The organism is Siminovitchia sediminis (assembly GCF_042680885.1).
Taxonomy (GTDB): domain Bacteria; phylum Bacillota; class Bacilli; order Bacillales; family Bacillaceae_C; genus Siminovitchia; species Siminovitchia sediminis.
Window position 1 is genome coordinate 23,120 of record NZ_JBHUEO010000029.1, and the last position, 17,891, is coordinate 41,010.

The following is a 17,891-nucleotide window of genomic DNA, read 5'->3' on the forward strand; positions in this document are numbered from 1 at the left end:
TCATTATAGGTGAGTTTCCGGCTCATATATACTAAATTCCGTAATCCCCTATGATGGACTTGGCGATTTTCTCTGTTAACCTAAAGTTCTTGTTAATTGCTTGATTAAGAGTGTCCAGTCCATTATTTGCTCCCGCTTCCCGACAGTACATGCTAATCATAGCAGTAACTCATGTCCGCTCCTCCTTTTGCAAGAGTTCCTCACTGATCCGGAAAGAGGCGGCCGTCTTTTCTTTCACTTCGCTCAGTGTGGCATCACCCATGAGCTCCACCAGTTCGTATCTGTCTTTTTTCCATTGAAAAACCGCCAGGTCCGTAATAATGACATCGGCAATCCGGGTGGAAGTAATGGGAAAGGTACAGCGCTCTACAAACTTCGGCGAACCGTCCTTAGAGACATGGCTCATTGTAATGATGATTTTTTTCGCTCCTGTAAGGAGGTCCATAGCTCCCCCGACTCCGATAATATCCTTTCCGGGAATTGCCCAATTGGCGACCATCCCTCTGCCGTCCACTTGGAGGGCCCCCAGGATCGCGACGTCGACATGACCACCCCGGATCATTGCGAAAGAATCTGCACTATGAAAATAGGAAGCTCCTGCAGCTTCTCCGACAGGGAGCTTGCCGGCGTTAACCAGATTGGGGTCAATCGCCTCCTCTTCAACAGAAGTCACGCCCAGCAATCCGTTCTCCGTATGAAGATAAAATCGGCTTTGATCCAAGTAATCGGGAACCCATGTCGGAATTCCGATTCCAAGATTAATGATCGAGTAAGGGGTCAGCTCCTGAGCCGCCCGCTTGGCAATCATTTCTTTTATGCCCATACTTCTTTCACCCCTTCTCTCGTCAAAATGAGTCGGCTGGTGGTGATGGCATCTACAAAAAGGTGGGGGGTAACAATCTCTTCCGGGGAAAGATCCCCGGGTTCCACGATTTCTTCCACTTCGGCGATCACGTATTTTGCTGCCGTCGCCATCATCGGGTTAAAGTTTCTGGCTGTCTTATAATAGACGAGATTCCCCAGGGTGTCGGCCTTTTTCGCCCGCACGAGCGCCACATCGGCCTTCAGAGCTTTTTCGAAGAGGTACGTCTCTCCGTCGATGACTTTCGTCTCTTTCCCTTGGGCGAGCTCTGTCCCGACGGCAGTTTTGGTATAAAACCCGCCGATTCCCGCTCCGCCTGCCCGGATGGCTTCAGAAAAAGTACCCTGCGGCATCAGTTGAAGCTCGAGCTTTCCGGCGTTATACCACTGGGCCACTTCCCGGTTGCTTGTAAAATAGGACCCGATGGCTTTTTTGATCTTTCCCTGCCTGAGCAAAAGACCAAGCCCTCTGCCTGCTTCTCCGATATTGTTACTGATGATGGTCAATTGATCTGCATCATGTTTTGTCAGCTCATCAATTAAAGTCAGGGGGCTGCCAATCAGACCGAACCCGCCGACCATGATCGTATCCCCGGATTTGACATTTCTTCGTACCGCTTCCTCTGTATCTGTCACTTTAGAGGCACTCATGACTTCACTCCCTTATCATGGTAAAAATGAATATTTTGTTTGGTGAGGTATGAACACCTGCGTCTAGCCGGAATGGCTGCTGTAAATCTCTCCATGCCACGCTTGCATCAATAAATGTTCCAACTGTTCCACGCTTTCTATTCGTTTAGGATTGTTTTGCACGGTCTTGTTCATAAAAGCCAGATGCGCAAGCTTTGAAATATCAGACTCCGGTACGTTCAGGTCTTTTAATCGATGGGGCAAACCTAATTCTTTTATCCAATCAAACACTTGTATCGCTGCTTGTCTGCCGGCTTCCCTGTCAGTCAGTTTCGACGTGTTTATCCCCATGGCCTCGGCTGCCAACGAAAGTTCCGGTGCGGTCTCGTCCAGGTTAAACAGCATAACATACGGCAGCATGACACTGTTTGCGTCCCCGTGCGAGACACCCGCACTGCCGCCTAACACGTGGCAGATCCCATGATGAAGCCCCATTTCTACATTGGCCAGTGCAAGTCCGGCAAAAAAAGAGCCCTCCAGCATTTTGGTTTTAGCTGACAAGGATGGAGAAGACGAGCAGCTTGGCAATAGAGATGTCTTGATCAATTGGATGCCTTTGAGGGCAATGGTTGTTGAGACGGGATTCTTACTTATGGAGTAAAGGGCCTCAATACAATGGGCAAAAGCATTGATCCCGGATCCAGCAGCAATTTTGGGAGGAAGACCCATCGTCCATTCCGCATCATAAATGACTGATTTGGGTGTAATCTTGACATCCTTGACGGTGACTTTCCTTTTAATGTTATCTTCGTTATGTGTGATACCATAAACAGGAGTCATTTCGGATCCAGCATAAGTGGTTGGGATGGCAATGACCGGAATCAACGGCTGTGCTGTCGGCGTCCCGTCCAATTTTTCATTCGCTGTTTTGCTTTTTTCCAAGGCATGGCTAAGGGCTTTAGCCATCCCGATTGCACTCCCTCCACCTAACCCGATGATTCCATCAATCTCATGTTTGACGGCCCGCCTTAAAGCCTCTTCCACTTGAAAATCCTGAACGTGCGGCAGAACCTCATCATAAACGAGAGACAAACGGTCTCCAAGCACTTCCTGTATGAATCTTGTACAACCTCTGGATGTACATCCTTTTGTCGTGCTCAACATGACATTCTTCAGCTGAAACCGGTCGATTTGATCTTTTATTTTTTGGATAGAGCCCGGACCTGAAATAACCTCCTGGGCGTAAAAGATATAGCTAAAATGACTCATAAGACACCTTCCCCTCCTGATCAACACACTATCGTCAAGGTTGTTGATGAACCGGGCTTTATTCTGAATGTTTACCTGCAGCAGGTTGAATGGATGATAAAAACTGCCGGATCGTATAAAGGATGTCCGGCTGCCTGTTAAAGACCAGTTCATAATGATTCAACGTCGTGACCTTTGTCCGGATCCGCGGGATCAGCTTTTTTGTCCGTACATATCCCTTTTCTTTAAAAAGAGGGCCTTTCCCAAGTGACCCGGCAGCGGTCAGAAGAAAACATGGACATGCCACTTGCGGAAACACTGATTCCGGCCGAAAAGTGAAAAAACTGTCAAAGTCCCGTATGATTGTTGGAGCGTCCGCCTTATTTCTCCAGACACCTGCCTCTTCCCGGATCTCGTAAAGTACGACTTCTTCCATATATGTTCCCCAATCAACCCCCAGTCCCGTATACAGCCGCTTCGCTTCTTCCTTATATTCATTTGGAGATCCGTACCTTTTTCCCAAGCGTCCCAAAGAAGGGAGGACCAGTTCCCTTGTTTCATCGTCAGCCTCTCCGGCTCCGTCCAAAAGAATCAGTGCCTTCACCTCCGGCAGGCGGCTGGCAGCAATAGAACAGATATAAGCCCCCATCGAATAGCCGAGAAGGATGGGGCGTTCGATCCCCAGCGTGGCAATCAGATCGAGCAGATCTTCTGCATGGGTGTAAATGGAGCTGTGTGCCGGGGCCGGATCGCTATTCCCCCTTCCCCGCAGATCATAGCTGATAAAGCGATATTCTCCCAAAAAATATTCCTGGTAATGGTGTAGCTGCTTATGGTTTCCAGTGAGGCCATGGACACCGATGATCGTCCCTTTCTCCCCGGGAGTGTCTTGAATATATAAAACTGTTCCTTTTAAGGTGGTCACATATTGTCCCATTTCGTTCACCCCGCTTCTGTTTTTACTCAACCGTGTAGATGGAATAATGAACCCTGCCGGGAAGCCGGATACCCCTGGAAACAAAGAGCCGGCGGTTTAACCAGTCATATTTGGGTGAGGCTGTTTCAAAGATGGGAGCCGTCCTGAAATAATATTCGTCCGGATCGACCTCCTCGTTGCTATCCAGCCGTTGTAAAACCTCGGGCGTTCCGGTCCTAATTCCTCTGTATGTCATCATAATCAGCTCACTATCTTCCGTTCTCAGAAGAATTCGGACGTCCTGGATGATGGTGCCGTCTTCCCGGACAGTGATCCAGTCATCTCCCCCGGGGATAACCTTTGCTGTCAGCCGGCCGCCGGACAAGGTTCCCCCGGTAACACGGATAATGCGGCGGTTTCCGATCGGGGTTTTTCCCGGCAGATGGGCTCCCTCCACGGTCAATTCCATGTCGCATAAAAAAGAAAGAGCAGGTGCAGGCAGGTGTCTCATTGGGTCAAGGCTCCTTTTCGTTCTTCTCTTCGATATTCTTCCACTTTCTGTTCATCCAGCTCCACTCCCAGGCCGGGTCCTTCCGGAACGAAAATAAATCCGTCTTTGGTTGCAAGAGAATTTTTCACCGGATCGCCGGCCAGCCAGTCAGGGCCAAATAGTTCGCTTCCGTAATCAAGGTTCGGAATGGATGCATAGACATGTACACAGGCGGCCGTTCCGATGGAACTTTCCAATGACGTGCCGCCAAAGCAGGCAATCCCCGCAGCTTCGGCTATCCCGGCAATTTTGACTGTATTTTTCATTCCGCCGGACTTATGGATTTTCAAGGAAAAAATATCAGCCGCTTTCTGTTCGGCTAATCGAAGAGCATCGTGAACGGAACCCAAGCTTTCATCCACCATAATCGGAACTTTCTTCATAGAGGAAAGGCGTGCCAATCCCTCCACGTCTTCGGGCGGCAAGGGCTGCTTCAGGAAGTCGATCCCCGCTTCATAAAAAGCATCCATCCAGCGCATCGACGTCATCCGGTCCCAGGAGCCGTTAGGATCGATGCCAATGGTTGAAAGACCGCGGATTCCTTCGGCAATACGGATATTTCTCCCGGCATCGTCTGCCGGGGACTCTTTTCCGGACTTTGTCTTGAAGTTTGCATATGTTCCCGAAGCAGCCAACTGTTTCCCTTCCTCGATATCCCCTTCGGGTGTTCCAGAGGCAAGAGCCCAACGTACAGGAATCTTGTCCCGGTGAAGGCCGCCCAGCAGCTGATGGACCGGGACATCGTACGTTTTCCCAAGAGCATCAAAAAGGGACATTTCCACTGCTGCCTTGGCGAAGGCATTCCCGCGGATGTGCCTGTTCAGTTTCTGAAGCAGCCGTTCCATGTGCGCGGGGTCCTCCTCAAGGAGCAGAGGAAGAGCATACCGGTCAATTACAAGCTTCATCGTTTCTACGCTCTCGCCATTCCACCAGATGCCCGGAGTGGTGCCTTCACCGATTCCTACCACGCCATTGCTGAGCTCCACTCGAATGAGCACAAAGCTTTTAGTGGATACTTTTTCAGTAGAAAATTGATGGGGGCGCTTGATGGGGATATCCAAAAGTTCTGTCTTGATGCCCTTAATTCGTAGTCCAGACACATTAATCTCCTCCAGTTGCTGTATTTTCCAACGAAAGGGAAAGGGACATTTTACAATGCCCCTTCGCAGTGTTTTATTCCCGGCGCATCACAAAGTCCAATGAGGCTTCTTTGTGTCCGCCTTTATCTTCCAGCTTCGTGATGAGTTCTTTCCGAACCCCGTCCGCCACGTCTGTCTCCAGCCACTTGTCCCCCTCGAAGAACACCTGGGTGATTAAGGTTTCATGTCCATCTGCTTCAAACATGAGATGAAGGTGCGCCGGGCGCATGGGATGCTGGTCCATATAATCCAGAAATTCCCCCGTCGGTCCTTGATCCGGGATTGAATAAGGAAGGGGGACAATTGTCTTTACTTCAAAATCTCCATTTTTATCCGTATAGAAATATCCCCTCAGGTTATATCTGGGCGCATCTGAATCAAAAGCTGAATACTTTCCGCTATTGTCGTTTTGCCACATTTCTACGCGGACATTGGCGAGCGGCATGCCGTCCGTACTGCTGACATTTCCTTTAAAATAAAGAACTTCTCCCGGCTCATCGGGCCGCTGTGTCAGAACATATGGTTTGCCCGGTTCTTTTTTCAATTCAGGGGATCCCTCGATAAAATATGGCCCAAGCAGGGAAGGCTGCGTCCCCGGCTTGTCCGTGTACATCGCTTTAAGGACGTGCGTCTCAAGGAAGACATCTGCAAAAAGCGGAAGTTCTCCGGTGCGGCCGAGGCGGTCTGCCCAATGGACAAAGTTGGTATATTCCTCATGGTTCAGTTTGGCTTCTTTTAAAAACTCCTGTATATGCTTGATGAACAGATTAAATACTTCTTCGACCCGCTCATTTTTCTTGGTTATTTGTTTTTGCATAAAAACTCCCCCTTACATCTATTTGGACATAAAAGTATCAACACTTGTTCTCCCTAACAGGTGATTTATTTTGATCCAGTCCTTCTGTTTCAACAACTCTCTTACTCTGGTAGAAGAGATCTTCTCCCCTTGCTCGCACGTGACAAAAGGAAAAATATTCACTGTAAAATAGCCAGACAGCATCTCGATCGTTCCTTCTTGTCCCTTGCCGAAGCGGAAGTCTCTGCCTGCCCAAACCTCTTTCGTACCAAGGGAACGGAGTTCCTTGATAAATTCTTCCGGAGGCCTCAGTGCATAATGTTTGTTGAACCGGGCTGCGATTGTATAGTCCACGTTAAGCTTCTTCATAAGCTCCAATTTCTCTTCTACAGAAGTGAGAACCCGATGTCCTTGAAAATAGGCCCGAGGAGGAGGGTCAAATGTATAGACAACCGATGGCACGCCTAATTCACGAGCCCGGTTTACCATCTGTCTGATCAGCGCTTGATGACCTCTGTGCACCCCGTCAAAAGCACCGATGGATACAACTGATGACTTCAGCTTTAGCTCATTTTCGCTTGCTGCTCTCATGTTCGTTCCTCCCCTTGGATCAGATCGCGTTACTTTTTGAAGTAATTGACATCATCCGGATTGATCCACGTGTCGTCTACCCATCCGTCAAGATCATAGTCATCCATGCATTGTTCTGCAAAAGCAATATATTTTTCGGCTTCCCCGGAATCGTTGGCTGCGCTTAAGTTTTCGAGACGGATATTTTCATGGTTTCCGGAGTAATTACGTTCGTACAGCTCATGGCGCCCGCCATATTCCGTTCCAACCACTTCCCATAACAGCTTGATGAGTTTGATTTTTTCAAGGGAAGTAATCCCGTTGGACCCGCGGTAGAGGCGATCAATTAATGGCCTCAATTCAGGATTTTTGAAGTCGGCTGCGCTGGATGGCTGGACAATTAAATTTCCGGCCACTACATTTTCAATAATTCCTTTGATTTTCGGCCATCCTTCAGACATAAACACACGGTAGGCCAGCCCGTACTTGAGGTTAGGCAACACTGTCCCGTTACGTCCTTGGTCCGGATTCATTGCCATCGAGTCGCTTAATGACCAAAATAGGTTTTTCCACGCCAGCACTTCACCGACATTTGCCTGTACCCCTCGGAATTGATCGGTTCCGTTGGTTTTAATTGCTTTTAGTAAAAGACCTGCGATAAAGTCGAGTTTTACAGATAATCTCGTGACTCCGTGGAACGTAAAGCGATGCAAAAATCCACTTTCGGCAAAGAAGCTGTTTGCTTTTTCCACATCTTTATAAATAAGAATATTTTCCCAAGGGATCAGCGCCCGGTCAAAAATGAGGACAGCATCATTTTCATCGAATCGGCTGCTGAGCGGATAATCAAACGGGCTTCCCATGACGGCAGCCTGCATCTCGTAGGATTGACGGCAGATTAGTTTGACCCCTGGTGTATCCATGGGAGCAATAAATACCAGTGCCATATTTTCCGAGCCGACAGGCATGGCTCCATAGTGAGCAACAAAGTTGTAGTTCGTCAGAGCGGAACCTGTTGCCACCATCTTGGCGCCGCTGACAATAATTCCTTCATCAGTTTCTTCTTCAGCCCGGACAAAGACATCATTGACTGCTTCCATTGGCTTGTTCCGGTCAACCGGCGGGTTGATGATAGCGTGGTTGAAGTACCAGTTCTTTTCCTGCGCCTCTTTATACCAAAACCTGGCATTGTCTTCATAGGGAGCGTAATAGTCCGGATCAGCACCTAAAGTCGCTAAAAAAGATGCTTTATAATCCGGAGATCTTCCCATCTGGCCATAAGTGATTTTTGCCCACTCAGCAATGGCGTTTCTGGAATGGATGAGATCCTCAGTTGTTTTGTCAAATTGGAAGTATTTTTGGGTAAATCCATTGTTTCCTGTATCCGTAGGCGTTGTGAGGATGGGTTTGGTTTTTTCATCATGCAGAGCATCATACTGCCTTGCAATGGAGCGTGCTGCGTTTCTGAAGGCCGGATGTGTTGTTACGTCTTTTACTCTTTCTCCGTTAATCCATACTTCCCTGTTGTCCTTCAGACTCTCCAAGTATTCTTTTCCTGTCAGAGGGAGTTTGGTTTTTTGTTTTTGAGTAACCATTTGAAACCTCCTTTAGAATAACTAATTCCTCAGTTTAAAGCGCTTTCAACTGTAATGTTATTATCAAATAAAACCTGTTTCATTTTAAGTGCAAAACCATACTGAAATTCTTTGGAAAACTATCAGTTTTTACAGTATGATTCACTCCATACAAAAAACCCCAATGGAATTTATCCAACAGGGGTTTTGAGCGGGCCGTCACTCTCATTATTATTGTTGTTGATCGTTAAGGCAAAGTAGATTTGCAGGGCCAATTGGCAATTGAAACGCCCTTCGCCTGTCTTTAAGTCCACTTCGCATAGTTTCTCAATCCGGTCAAGCCGATAACGCAGCCCGGCTATAGACAGATGGAGTTCATCCGCGGTTTGCTGAAGATTCCCATTATGATCCAAGTAAATTTTTAAGGTTAATAAGAAGTTTGATTCGTTACAACGATCGTACTCTACCAGCTCACCAATCGTTTTCTTGTAAAAGTCGATTAATTCATTTTGATCTGTGCCTTTTAGCAGCATCATCACTGGTTTAACATCTTCATAGGCAGAAATCAGACTGCCGGAAGGAGAAGTAAGCTGAACGAAGTCACTAATGGAACGGGCGTCTTCATAGCTCCTTTTCAATGTTTGGATATTCCTGGATTCCCTTCCTATCCCAATATAAAAGCGGAAAGTTTTAAATTTATTTGTTAGAATAGCAAGCAGCTCAGAAGCTGCATCAAGTGTTTGAGCAGCTTCGTCGTTTGTCAAAATCATGTTAATGTACTGATCATTTGAAAAAAGATCTTTCTGAGCATAGATAGGATGAAGTTTTAAAAACTGGATAACATCCTGCCTTCCGGTGGAGGGTTCTACCTTTATGGATAACACCCTGGTGATATCATTGGGCAGAAAATGAAAGAGATGTGAGAACCTTTCAAATTCCTTCAAATCAAAGTTATTTAGAATTTCTTCAAAAAAATTCTCCTTTTTGTCCCAAAGTGAACGGGCGAGTTTCCAATCATGGTACATTTGAACAGTAAAGGTTGATAGAGCGCGATGAATAATCAATTTTTCTTTTTGAGGCAATTGATGTTTTCCGATGACAACGAGCCGGCCTAAATTAATATTGTTGGCCCTAATCGGGAAAGTGGAAATATCATTCTTCATTTCCTCGGAATAAATGGATTTATCCGCCCAATTATTGTAGACATTCTCGTGAGATTCATCTAAAAAAGCGCTTACAATTTGTTTGTTATAATAATCGATCACAAGACTTCGTTGAATCGTGCCGGAAACAAACTGGATGGTTTCAGATAAAGGCTTGTCCTCAAGGAGAAAGTTTGTCAATTGCTGTTGGATGCGATCAGATTCCATGATATTTCGATTGATATTTTTCAGTTCCTTGTAAGCCCGGTCCAGTTCAGACACCAGGGAATCTGCTTTATAGCAGCTTAGAAGCGTCCTGCGCTTTTCCTCAAGTTCTTCTGCAGGCCTTGCTACAAATTTGCAGGTGGAATCACCTTTCCCCATGCATTTTTCCTCATAGGCAATGACGTCTTTTCCAAAAGTGCTTGTCAAATATCCGCTGGCATATCCTACCAGGATCCAGCAGACTTCGTCTGTTCCGAGCCCATAATAGGAGGTATGTTCTTCAGCTTCGAAAGAGTTCCTCCAAAAACCGGTAAAATAAATCGATTCCTCCGAAATCTCCAGCTGATCTGGTTCAACAGTCACCACACCTTCCAATGTATGAAGCATCGGTCCCGCCAGCATCAATTCTTTGATGTTTTTCCATTGATACATAGAAGCCACCGATTCGCCGTCTTTTTTTCCCCATTCCCATCCGTATCTCATAAGGAAGCCCTTGGCCCTTTCCATGCCAAGGGTATTAATCAAATCCCGCCGTAATAATCCGAGGGCTTCAACTGAAACTAAAACCATTCTTTTATGATTGAAAGTAATCATACCTGTCCGTGGATTCGTCTCAAGCAGATTATCGAACACAAGCTGGCTAGCCTTCACCGTTTTACCCCCCGTTCAAATTGAGAAAAATAGAGCCATACTACTTGACTGTGGCAACTTCAGAAAACTTTCCGCAATAGTAGAGAAGAGGCTGTCCTTCTTTATAATGAAAGTTCTTCACTTCTCCAAGGAACAGAACATGATCTCCTCCATCGTAAGAAGCCCAGGGCTCGCATTCTATGTAGGCTAGACAATCTTTGATTCGCTTTCCGAGTTTTCCATCTTCCCACTCAAAAGGAGGAACGTCTTTTGGCTTTCCTGCAAAATGCATGGCGGTATCTTGCTGGTCTTTCGTTAAAACGTTGACAACAAAACGGTTATTTTCCAAAACACTCAGTGCCTTGGTTTTACGGTCGACGGAAACAAGAACAAGCATAGGATCAAGCGACACAGAGGTAAAAGAATTAGCTGTAAATCCATGGGTACCGGATTCGTTTTTGCTTGTGATGACCGTCACGCCGGTTGCAAAACGTCCAACGCAATTTCTGAACTCCCTAAGATCGAGATTCTCCTGGATAGACATCATACATCTCTCCTTAACCATGACTTACTTATCAAGAATTGTAACAATATTATGTCTACTGGGAAACCGCAAAAAACAACGGAAAATTGAATGTGTTCTTTTAAAAAGCTATAGTCCCCCCTGTTTATATAAAAAATCCCGCAGTCTCCGTTTCGTCATAAAGGAGAGGTTTCCGGTATAAATCTCGCTTGGTTCTGTTACGCCAGCGGTATCTCATCTTTCTACTAAAGTCCCGCTTCTTTCCTCATAAGCTGCTGTTCTAATCATACCACAAGACTTGACCTATTTATTCTAATTTTTCAAAAAATATTTATAGTCGACTCAAAAAAGCCAAACTCCACACCCATGGCGTTTGGCTGAGTTATTTTCTTATTTGTTGTAGATTAAAGAAATGTTGGCCGCCACCGGGAAATGATCGCTTGGGAATTGGCCATTCCTCCGAACGTTCACGATTTCTATTTCATTCGCTGCAAGGTTCCCTTTCCCGAGAATCCAGTCAATACGCTTGTCAGGACCTCCACCGGTTGGGTCGTCAAATCCATTAAACGTTCCTAACTTTTCATTTCTTCTTTTCTCCGCTGTTTCCCATAAATCATTAAATGCTCCATGACTTGTTAATATTGTGTGGGGAAGACTGCCCGGTTTTGCATTAAAATCACCTGTCAGTATAACGGGTAACCTGGGATCAAATTTTTTCTTTGTGACTTTGAGAATAAACTCTGCACTTTTTTGTCTTGCTTGGGCGGATTGATGATCAAAGTGTGTATTGACGAAATAAAACTGTTTGTTGCTTTGTTTATCAAGAAATTTTGCCCAAGTCACCATTCTTGGAACCTGGTTTCCCCAAGTTTTGGAACCCTTTACACCCGGTTTGTCGGATAACCAAAAATAGTCATACTCCAGGACCCTGTATTCGTTTTCTTTATAAGAAATAGCAGAATAGACTCCCCGGTTCCCGCCAATCCATTTATAATGAGGCAAATGAGTCTTTAGATCTTTTAGCTGTGAAGGCAATACCTCTTGTGTCCCGATAATATCCGGATTTTTCTTGTTAATCAGTCTTCTGATGGCTGGAATCCTTTCTTTCCAAGTATGTGGAGAGGAATCATTGTTATTACTGTTTCTTATATTAAAAGTCATCGCTTTTACTTGGACGGTTGTGGATTGTTTTTTGTTTTCAGCAGCAAATCCCGGCGAACTTCCCGGGAACAAAATGCACAGCAAAACTGCCACTGCCAATAGGGATTTTAAAACTTTCTTCACTCTGGATCCTCCTTGTCAATGATGTGATGGAAGAAAGCTTCCTCATAAAGGGAGGTTGTACTAAAGGATAACACCTGTCTTGTATCCGTCATCAGTCCCTCAAATGTACAGTTTATTATCCCTTTTGGTCAGTGCTCTTATTCAATGTTATGAAGGAACGAAACGCACGGGGGTTGTTAAATATTTCCCCGCGGCAACAGCCCCTTTAACATATGCCCACGAAGGTACACACTTGAGCATACCATTCTAAAAAAGGACAATGACCCCAACCGGCCACCGCCCCTTATCAGGTTTTATCGCCAATCTTCAATGGAATTAATACCCACATATTCCGGAACGACTAAACCATTTATAGTTCCGTGAAGATTTCTTTTATACGTGTCATAGTATTCGTGGGTACTCGGAAGCCATGCGCCAACCATGGCATCTGAGCTGCCGTTCGCAATACCGGCAAACATCGGTCCCAATTCTACTTAAGTAATGGTCACATCATAGCCATTTTGTACAAGAACCTTTCCAATCACATTTGTACTTGCGATCTCCGTGTCCCAGGCAAACAAAGACAAGGTTCATGCTTTCTCCATTCCCTGCTTGGGCACCGTCCGTCCACTCGGCCACTTGATCAGGATGGGCGTCAAACCATTTTTCCGCCGCTTCACTTGGATTCATACCATTTGAAATATCTGCCATGACCTCTTCCAGGTCACTTGTCTCCCAAGAGAATTGGTCCAGAATCGTGTAGGCACCTGGTGCATCCTGATCGAGACCTTTCTCACAAGAGTATGAATATCTTCCGTACCTCCGAAGGAACCTTCAGGATGATTTCTATTATGATTTATGAGCTTGTACCATTGAAAGAGGCAATAGAAATCGTCGAAGAGGAGTTATTACAGAAGCAGCAAGTATAGAAAATAATTGTTATGCAATAGCTTCCCAATTGAAAATCAGTCAATCCTCAGCCCGACGAAAGATGAAAAAATACATATCGGATGATGCTAAATCGTACAAAGGCAAGAAATGGATTTGTGAGGAGCGTAATCTGAAGGACTGTTGCAAAAAGCTGTTGATACAACGACGGGGTTCCCCTTTTTAAAAAAATGAAAATAACGGAGATGTTTATTCCAAGATCATCATTCATCATTCATATCCCTTGCAGCTTATGCCTGCAAAAATTTACCATTCATAAATTGGGAAAATGTGCCTCATTCTATAATAGACAATCTACTTGGAGGTAATCATATGGCACAATTAAGAGATATCATGACATCCAATGTACTGACGGTAAACGAAACACAGACCGTACAGGAAGCTGCAGCGTTAATGAGTCAGTATAATATCGGAGCGATCCCGGTCGTTAATAACAACAGAGAAGTTGTCGGGATTGTAACAGATCGTGATATTACCCTTCGCACCACAGCACAGGGAGAAAATGCACAAACCCCAGTATCACAAGTCATGACAGCACAGCAAATTGTACAAGGTACACCTGATATGGATGTTCATGAAGCCGCAAATTTGATGGCACAGCAACAAATTCGCCGTTTGCCAGTAGTCGAAAATGGACAAATTGTTGGAATGGTAGCTTTAGGTGATCTTGCGGTCCAAAATCAATATGCAAACGAGGCGGAGCAGGCTTTACAAAGTATTTCAACTCCTTCCGCTCCTCAACAATAAGGTTAGGTGAGCCCGGCTGCTGCTCCCTCATTTTCACAGGAAAGTCAGCGAACCCATGTATATGGGCAAATGTCTAATTTGAATAAACATGCTTCAATATCCACTCACTTTACCGTTACTGTCATATGATATATCATCACCAGACTAAAAGGCGGTGCGTAATATGAGTGGTGGAGGCAGTTACGGTGCAGGCTTTGCACTGATTGTTGTTCTTTTTATTCTCCTGATTATCGTAGGAACTGCATATGTTGGCGGCGGTTTTTGGTAGATACCGGCCGAGACTTTTTAAGGAACGGATGCAATCTCCGTTCCTTTCCATTTATTAAAGAATTCGCCATTACAAACCCAATAAGCTATTCCAAAGGGACAGCCTTTCAAAAAAGTCCTTACACCGCAAAAATAATTGTAAATAGTCCCGATACCATAATAACCAGCAGCGAGATTTTCATAAACAGCGTCTGGTTAATGAACTTATCGACTTTTACTCCTGCCAGCAGCCCAATGAGCAAGGCAAGAAACAGCCACATTGAATATTCCAGCACTTCCCGATTGATCAAACCCATATACATATAGTTCAAAAAGGTAAGAGCACAGACAATTAAACCCAATAGAGCGATATTTGCCCGAAATATATTTTTCTCTGTTTTTTGGTTGGCCATGAACAGAGCGATGGGAAGCCCAAATAATCCCAGACTGCCATTGAGCAGTCCGCTTAACATGCCAACGATCCCAAGAGCTGACTTCTCATTTTTGATGTGGAAGCTCCTCCCTGTCCATAGGAAGGCGCCAAAAACTAAGATGATCATCCCTGCGACAATTTGCAGATAAAACTGATTCATCCATACCAACAAATACGCTCCAACAGGCGTGGCTATAATGCTGAAAAAGACGAGCCCTCTTATTTTTTTAAACTCCACGTACCTTCGCAGTGGATAGAAGATATAGAAGTTTACAAATATCCCCAGAAGCACAAGCATCGGCACGATGACTTGCAAGGGAAACAGCAATGACAGCAGCGGTACAGCCACGACAGCAAAGCCAAAGCCGGTTACGCCTTGGATAAAGGACGCAACCAAGATCATTAGGGATCCAATAATAATCAGCATTTCAACGTACACCTCAATTATGTAAAAAGACCTGCCAGGAGCAGGAGACATTGTATTATGTAAAGTATAACAAATTTAAACCCCTTTTTAGGTTCCGCACTCTCGCAACAATGGAAATCAGCTGTCCAAAGGCTTTGCCTGGCCTGCCGGCAGCTAAAAAAGCTGTCCGGAAAACCTGTAATATCGGTTCTTGGGACAGCTTTGTTTAGTGATAGCATGTTCATTGAAATTCTCTCTCTTAAGAATTAAGGATAACCCGCCAGCGCGATACCAGACTGCCAGTATTTACAACCTTACCACTCTTACTTGGATGATTCTATCCCCACGGATCTTCTTTGCCTGAACTCGTTTATCTTTATCTTTTTGTCCAAGGCGGCGCTGACCTCGGCTTGTTGCATCAAAAAACTCATATAAGCATTTAATTCAAAGCGGCCATTACACACAAATCTTTGGAATTCCAAACCGTTTCTTTCACCCATTTTTTTTCATACCCCTTCCCTTTTTATTCTATTTATTGCCAATCTGCAATCCTTCTATACCGTGAATCTATTAACAATTTAAACCGTTTTTTACATCATGTATAGAAAATTTGATCATAGACAAATCCGCTGTAAAAAACAGAAGGCAGACTCGTTATTGGCAATCTTGACGGGGATCGGGAATTTCATAAGGGCTTACTGAAGGATGGGCATTCAGGAGAAAATTTATGTTTTAAAAAAAGATTTAAAGCAAGACCATTTATTTGCTGCTTAAAAAAGGCTGCCTCCTCAATCCAGGAAAGGCAGCCTTCTCAATTTAAGAGATTCTATTAACTTTTTAAAACATCATGATCCACATAACGCTCCCCGTTCAATTCGGAGATGACGTTGATCGCCACTTTCGCACCATCGCCGGCGGTGACAATCGTATGTACACTGACTCCTGCCACTGTTCCTGCAGCCCAGATGCCTTCGATATTAGTTTTGCCGTCAATACCGGCATCAACAATTGTTTTAATCCGCGGTTCTGTTCCTTCTTTCGTCTTGACGCCAATTTTTTCAGCCAATGTCGCCAGCGCACCTGTTGCCAAAATGACATGCTTGGCTTCATATGTTTTGTTTTCACCTTCCACCTTAAAACCGTCACCGGACTTTGTTACATTCACGACTGTATCCTGAACAATTTCCGCTCCAAATTGCGAAGCCTGTTTTTTACCAATTTCAATCAATTCTGGGCCTGTAATGTCCTCAATCCCGTAATGGTTTCTAATCCAGGCACGCTTGGTCATGCTCTTGTCGCTATCAATGACGATCGTTTTCTTTCCGGCCTTTGCTGCAAAGATCGCCGCACTGCCGCCTGCTGTACCTGCTCCGATAATCGCAATATCATACATAGATCTCCACTCCTTTTTTCATCGTTCGAGCTGCTTTTACAGCTTTCCACACGCTTGCAGTATACCATATTTTCTGAAAAATAAGGTGGAAGATGCTCAATTACTAGTTTTATTGCTTTCTTTCACTCGTGTTTTTCCGACAAGTAACCAGCGAACCCATCGGTTTCCGGCTTTTTGAATTCTCGCAGCCGATGAATTCTTTTTTCCAATAACTCTTCAAGTGCCGCGGCACTGGCTGTCCGCAGCAAGTCTATATCAATATCCCTGCCAAACCAGACGATATCCTCCCCCCAACGAACTTCAAATTCATATACACTTTCTGTCACCTCTAGTTCAATACATTCCTTTTTTGCGGCCAGCTCTGCCATCTTTCTTATGTATGAACCAGCATCCGCATTGACTCTGTACATGGCAGAAGCCCAGCTTTTCCCTCCCGGAACACGCTGCTCCCGCAGCCACTTGGTTATCTCGCTCATCTTTCATTCCTCCTCTTTTTTCAACAAAAGTGCCAGTGTCAAGCTCCAGACGAATTAAAAGTGACCTTGAGCTGAAGACCCTGAAGCCAGTGAAATCACAACACAATTGATAAAAATATCATGTCATTTTCTTTCTGTAACGTAAAAACTGCCTTCCCTCCCATCCGACGGCATAAAAAAACCCCTTTTGCTCGGATGGCAAAAGAGGTCCTCAAAAGTCCGTTTTATCATCCAAAGCATACATGCCCTGCTGGTTGGAGCACCTTGCGTTTTGCAGGTTGCTGCGGGGTCATTGAGCCAGATCTCTCACCCACTCTTGATAACTATTCAATTTATTCCAGTATAACGAACGGTCTGAAAAATCGCAAAAAAATTAAGTTGGAGGTTCTGTGCCCGGATGGGCCCAAATAAAATGGAACATATTCAGCCACATCGACTCTGATCTTCGGACAATCAATCCTGAATCTTTTACAAGCTTAGGGATATCCCGTGTTTGGTGACAGCCGATCACCTTATACAGGAGCGGATTTAAAATCCTCTGAGCTCCTGCAATGAAAAAAGAAGGACTGATGCCATGTTCCAACAAAAGGATGCTTCCATCAGGTCTGCACCATTTTTGAATGTTCTGCATCATCTTTAAGGGGTTTTCGTAACTGCAGAACGACAATGTGGATACAACTGTATCAAAGGAACCCGGTTCTAATTCGAAATTCTCAATATCCGCACAGATCCAATCCACTTCTGTGTTGCTGGCTGCCGCTCTTTGACGGGCGGTGTTTAACATTTCCTCACTGAAATCTATTGCTGTCACCTTTACGCCTGGGGGATAGTACGGAAAATTGGCACCGGCTCCGACAGCCAATTCCAGCACCTCTCCTTTGGCGTGGCCAATTAGCTCTTTCCGCCATCTTTTTAAACTGACAGGCTCATTGTTTTTTGCATACGTTGCGGCCTGCCTGTCAAAAATTCGTATCAGCTTCTCCTTCTCCAATCCCTCACCTCTTTTTTAATGATCACTTCTGTTTTCTGCTTTCGACATTATTCGGGGCGTGCCTGTGGTCAAGCCCCCTAAAAATGGACATAATCAAAATACGACAAGAATACACATTGTTTAATTGGTTTCAGTATGTGCGCCACCATTGACTTTGTTTTTGTCCGTGTTGAGGAACGCATGC

The 17,891-nt window shown here is 45.0% G+C and carries 21 protein-coding genes and 1 riboswitch; of the genes, 2 read left to right on the plus strand and 19 right to left on the minus strand.

What is annotated here, in order from left to right; all coding sequences use genetic code 11:
• Nucleotides 1-169: 169 nt before the first annotated feature.
• From ACFSCZ_RS10905 to ACFSCZ_RS10970, 14 genes are all read right to left on the minus strand, one after another.
• Nucleotides 170-823 (minus strand): 3-oxoacid CoA-transferase subunit B, encoded by a 654-nt coding sequence (locus ACFSCZ_RS10905; RefSeq protein ID WP_380773962.1) that lies wholly within the window; start codon nt 821-823, stop codon nt 170-172.
• A complete protein-coding gene (locus ACFSCZ_RS10910) occupies nt 814-1,512 on the minus strand; it encodes a CoA transferase subunit A (RefSeq protein ID WP_380773963.1) in 699 nt (232 codons plus the stop codon). Before ACFSCZ_RS10910 ends, ACFSCZ_RS10905 begins: the two co-directional genes overlap by 10 nt.
• 63 nt (nt 1,513-1,575) lie before the next feature.
• The gene (locus ACFSCZ_RS10915; RefSeq protein WP_380773964.1) at nt 1,576-2,760 is read right to left on the minus strand and encodes an iron-containing alcohol dehydrogenase family protein; all 1,185 of its coding nucleotides are present in this window, start codon (nt 2,758-2,760) and stop codon (nt 1,576-1,578) included.
• A gap of 58 nt (nt 2,761-2,818) precedes the next feature.
• Nucleotides 2,819-3,676: an alpha/beta hydrolase gene (locus ACFSCZ_RS10920; protein WP_380773965.1), complete on the minus strand. Its 858-nt coding sequence runs from the start codon at nt 3,674-3,676 to the stop codon at nt 2,819-2,821.
• A 22-nt stretch (nt 3,677-3,698) separates the two neighbouring features.
• Nucleotides 3,699-4,166 (minus strand): DUF3237 domain-containing protein, encoded by a 468-nt coding sequence (locus tag ACFSCZ_RS10925; protein WP_380773966.1) that lies wholly within the window; start codon nt 4,164-4,166, stop codon nt 3,699-3,701.
• Nucleotides 4,163-5,305, minus strand: coding sequence for a muconate/chloromuconate family cycloisomerase (locus tag ACFSCZ_RS10930; protein WP_380773967.1), 1,143 nt, complete (start codon nt 5,303-5,305; stop codon nt 4,163-4,165). The genes ACFSCZ_RS10925 and ACFSCZ_RS10930 overlap by 4 nt, the downstream gene beginning before the upstream one ends.
• A 73-nt stretch (nt 5,306-5,378) precedes the next feature.
• On the minus strand, nt 5,379-6,161 hold the full coding sequence (locus ACFSCZ_RS10935; protein ID WP_380773968.1) for a dioxygenase family protein: 783 nt from the start codon (nt 6,159-6,161) through the stop codon (nt 5,379-5,381).
• Between the two features lie 18 nt (nt 6,162-6,179).
• A complete protein-coding gene (locus tag ACFSCZ_RS10940) occupies nt 6,180-6,731 on the minus strand; it encodes an FAD synthetase (RefSeq protein WP_380773969.1) in 552 nt (183 codons plus the stop codon).
• 29 nt (nt 6,732-6,760) lie between these two features.
• Nucleotides 6,761-8,305 (minus strand): 4-hydroxyphenylacetate 3-hydroxylase family protein, encoded by a 1,545-nt coding sequence (locus ACFSCZ_RS10945; protein WP_380773970.1) that lies wholly within the window; start codon nt 8,303-8,305, stop codon nt 6,761-6,763.
• Nucleotides 8,306-8,475: 170 nt separating this feature from the next.
• The gene (locus ACFSCZ_RS10950; protein WP_380773971.1) at nt 8,476-10,302 is read right to left on the minus strand and encodes a XylR N-terminal domain-containing protein; all 1,827 of its coding nucleotides are present in this window, start codon (nt 10,300-10,302) and stop codon (nt 8,476-8,478) included.
• Between the two features lie 40 nt (nt 10,303-10,342).
• A complete protein-coding gene (locus ACFSCZ_RS10955) occupies nt 10,343-10,828 on the minus strand; it encodes a flavin reductase family protein (protein ID WP_380773972.1) in 486 nt (161 codons plus the stop codon).
• A 366-nt stretch (nt 10,829-11,194) separates the two neighbouring features.
• Entirely contained in the window at nt 11,195-12,088 is an 894-nt protein-coding gene (locus tag ACFSCZ_RS10960) for an endonuclease/exonuclease/phosphatase family protein (RefSeq protein ID WP_380773973.1), read from the minus strand.
• Nucleotides 12,089-12,381: 293 nt separating this feature from the next.
• On the minus strand, nt 12,382-12,546 hold the full coding sequence (locus tag ACFSCZ_RS10965; protein ID WP_380773974.1) for a glycine betaine ABC transporter substrate-binding protein: 165 nt from the start codon (nt 12,544-12,546) through the stop codon (nt 12,382-12,384).
• 31 nt (nt 12,547-12,577) lie between these two features.
• Nucleotides 12,578-12,778: a hypothetical protein gene (locus tag ACFSCZ_RS10970; RefSeq protein WP_380773975.1), complete on the minus strand. Its 201-nt coding sequence runs from the start codon at nt 12,776-12,778 to the stop codon at nt 12,578-12,580.
• A 549-nt stretch (nt 12,779-13,327) separates the two neighbouring features.
• Between ACFSCZ_RS10970 and ACFSCZ_RS10975 the strand changes: the two genes are divergently transcribed.
• Together ACFSCZ_RS10975 and ACFSCZ_RS10980 are read left to right on the plus strand one after the other, a co-directional pair.
• Complete coding sequence (locus ACFSCZ_RS10975) at nt 13,328-13,762, plus strand: CBS domain-containing protein (protein ID WP_380773976.1); 435 nt, start codon at nt 13,328-13,330, stop codon at nt 13,760-13,762.
• Between the two features lie 163 nt (nt 13,763-13,925).
• A complete protein-coding gene (locus tag ACFSCZ_RS10980) occupies nt 13,926-14,030 on the plus strand; it encodes a YjcZ family sporulation protein (RefSeq protein ID WP_380773977.1) in 105 nt (34 codons plus the stop codon).
• Nucleotides 14,031-14,148: 118 nt separating this feature from the next.
• Here ACFSCZ_RS10980 and ACFSCZ_RS10985 read toward each other — a convergent pair whose 3' ends face one another.
• From ACFSCZ_RS10985 to ACFSCZ_RS11005, 5 genes are all read right to left on the minus strand, one after another.
• On the minus strand, nt 14,149-14,868 hold the full coding sequence (locus ACFSCZ_RS10985; RefSeq protein ID WP_380773978.1) for a sulfite exporter TauE/SafE family protein: 720 nt from the start codon (nt 14,866-14,868) through the stop codon (nt 14,149-14,151).
• Between the two features lie 302 nt (nt 14,869-15,170).
• Nucleotides 15,171-15,347 (minus strand): hypothetical protein, encoded by a 177-nt coding sequence (locus ACFSCZ_RS10990; RefSeq protein ID WP_380773979.1) that lies wholly within the window; start codon nt 15,345-15,347, stop codon nt 15,171-15,173.
• A 329-nt stretch (nt 15,348-15,676) separates the two neighbouring features.
• Nucleotides 15,677-16,240, minus strand: coding sequence for an NAD(P)/FAD-dependent oxidoreductase (locus tag ACFSCZ_RS10995; protein ID WP_380773980.1), 564 nt, complete (start codon nt 16,238-16,240; stop codon nt 15,677-15,679).
• Nucleotides 16,241-16,362: 122 nt separating this feature from the next.
• Entirely contained in the window at nt 16,363-16,716 is a 354-nt protein-coding gene (locus ACFSCZ_RS11000; protein ID WP_380773981.1) for a hypothetical protein, read from the minus strand.
• Between the two features lie 221 nt (nt 16,717-16,937).
• Nucleotides 16,938-17,042, minus strand: a riboswitch (SAM riboswitch).
• A 47-nt stretch (nt 17,043-17,089) separates the two neighbouring features.
• Nucleotides 17,090-17,707: a class I SAM-dependent methyltransferase gene (locus ACFSCZ_RS11005; protein WP_380773982.1), complete on the minus strand. Its 618-nt coding sequence runs from the start codon at nt 17,705-17,707 to the stop codon at nt 17,090-17,092.
• Between the last annotated feature and the right edge of the window lie 184 nt (nt 17,708-17,891).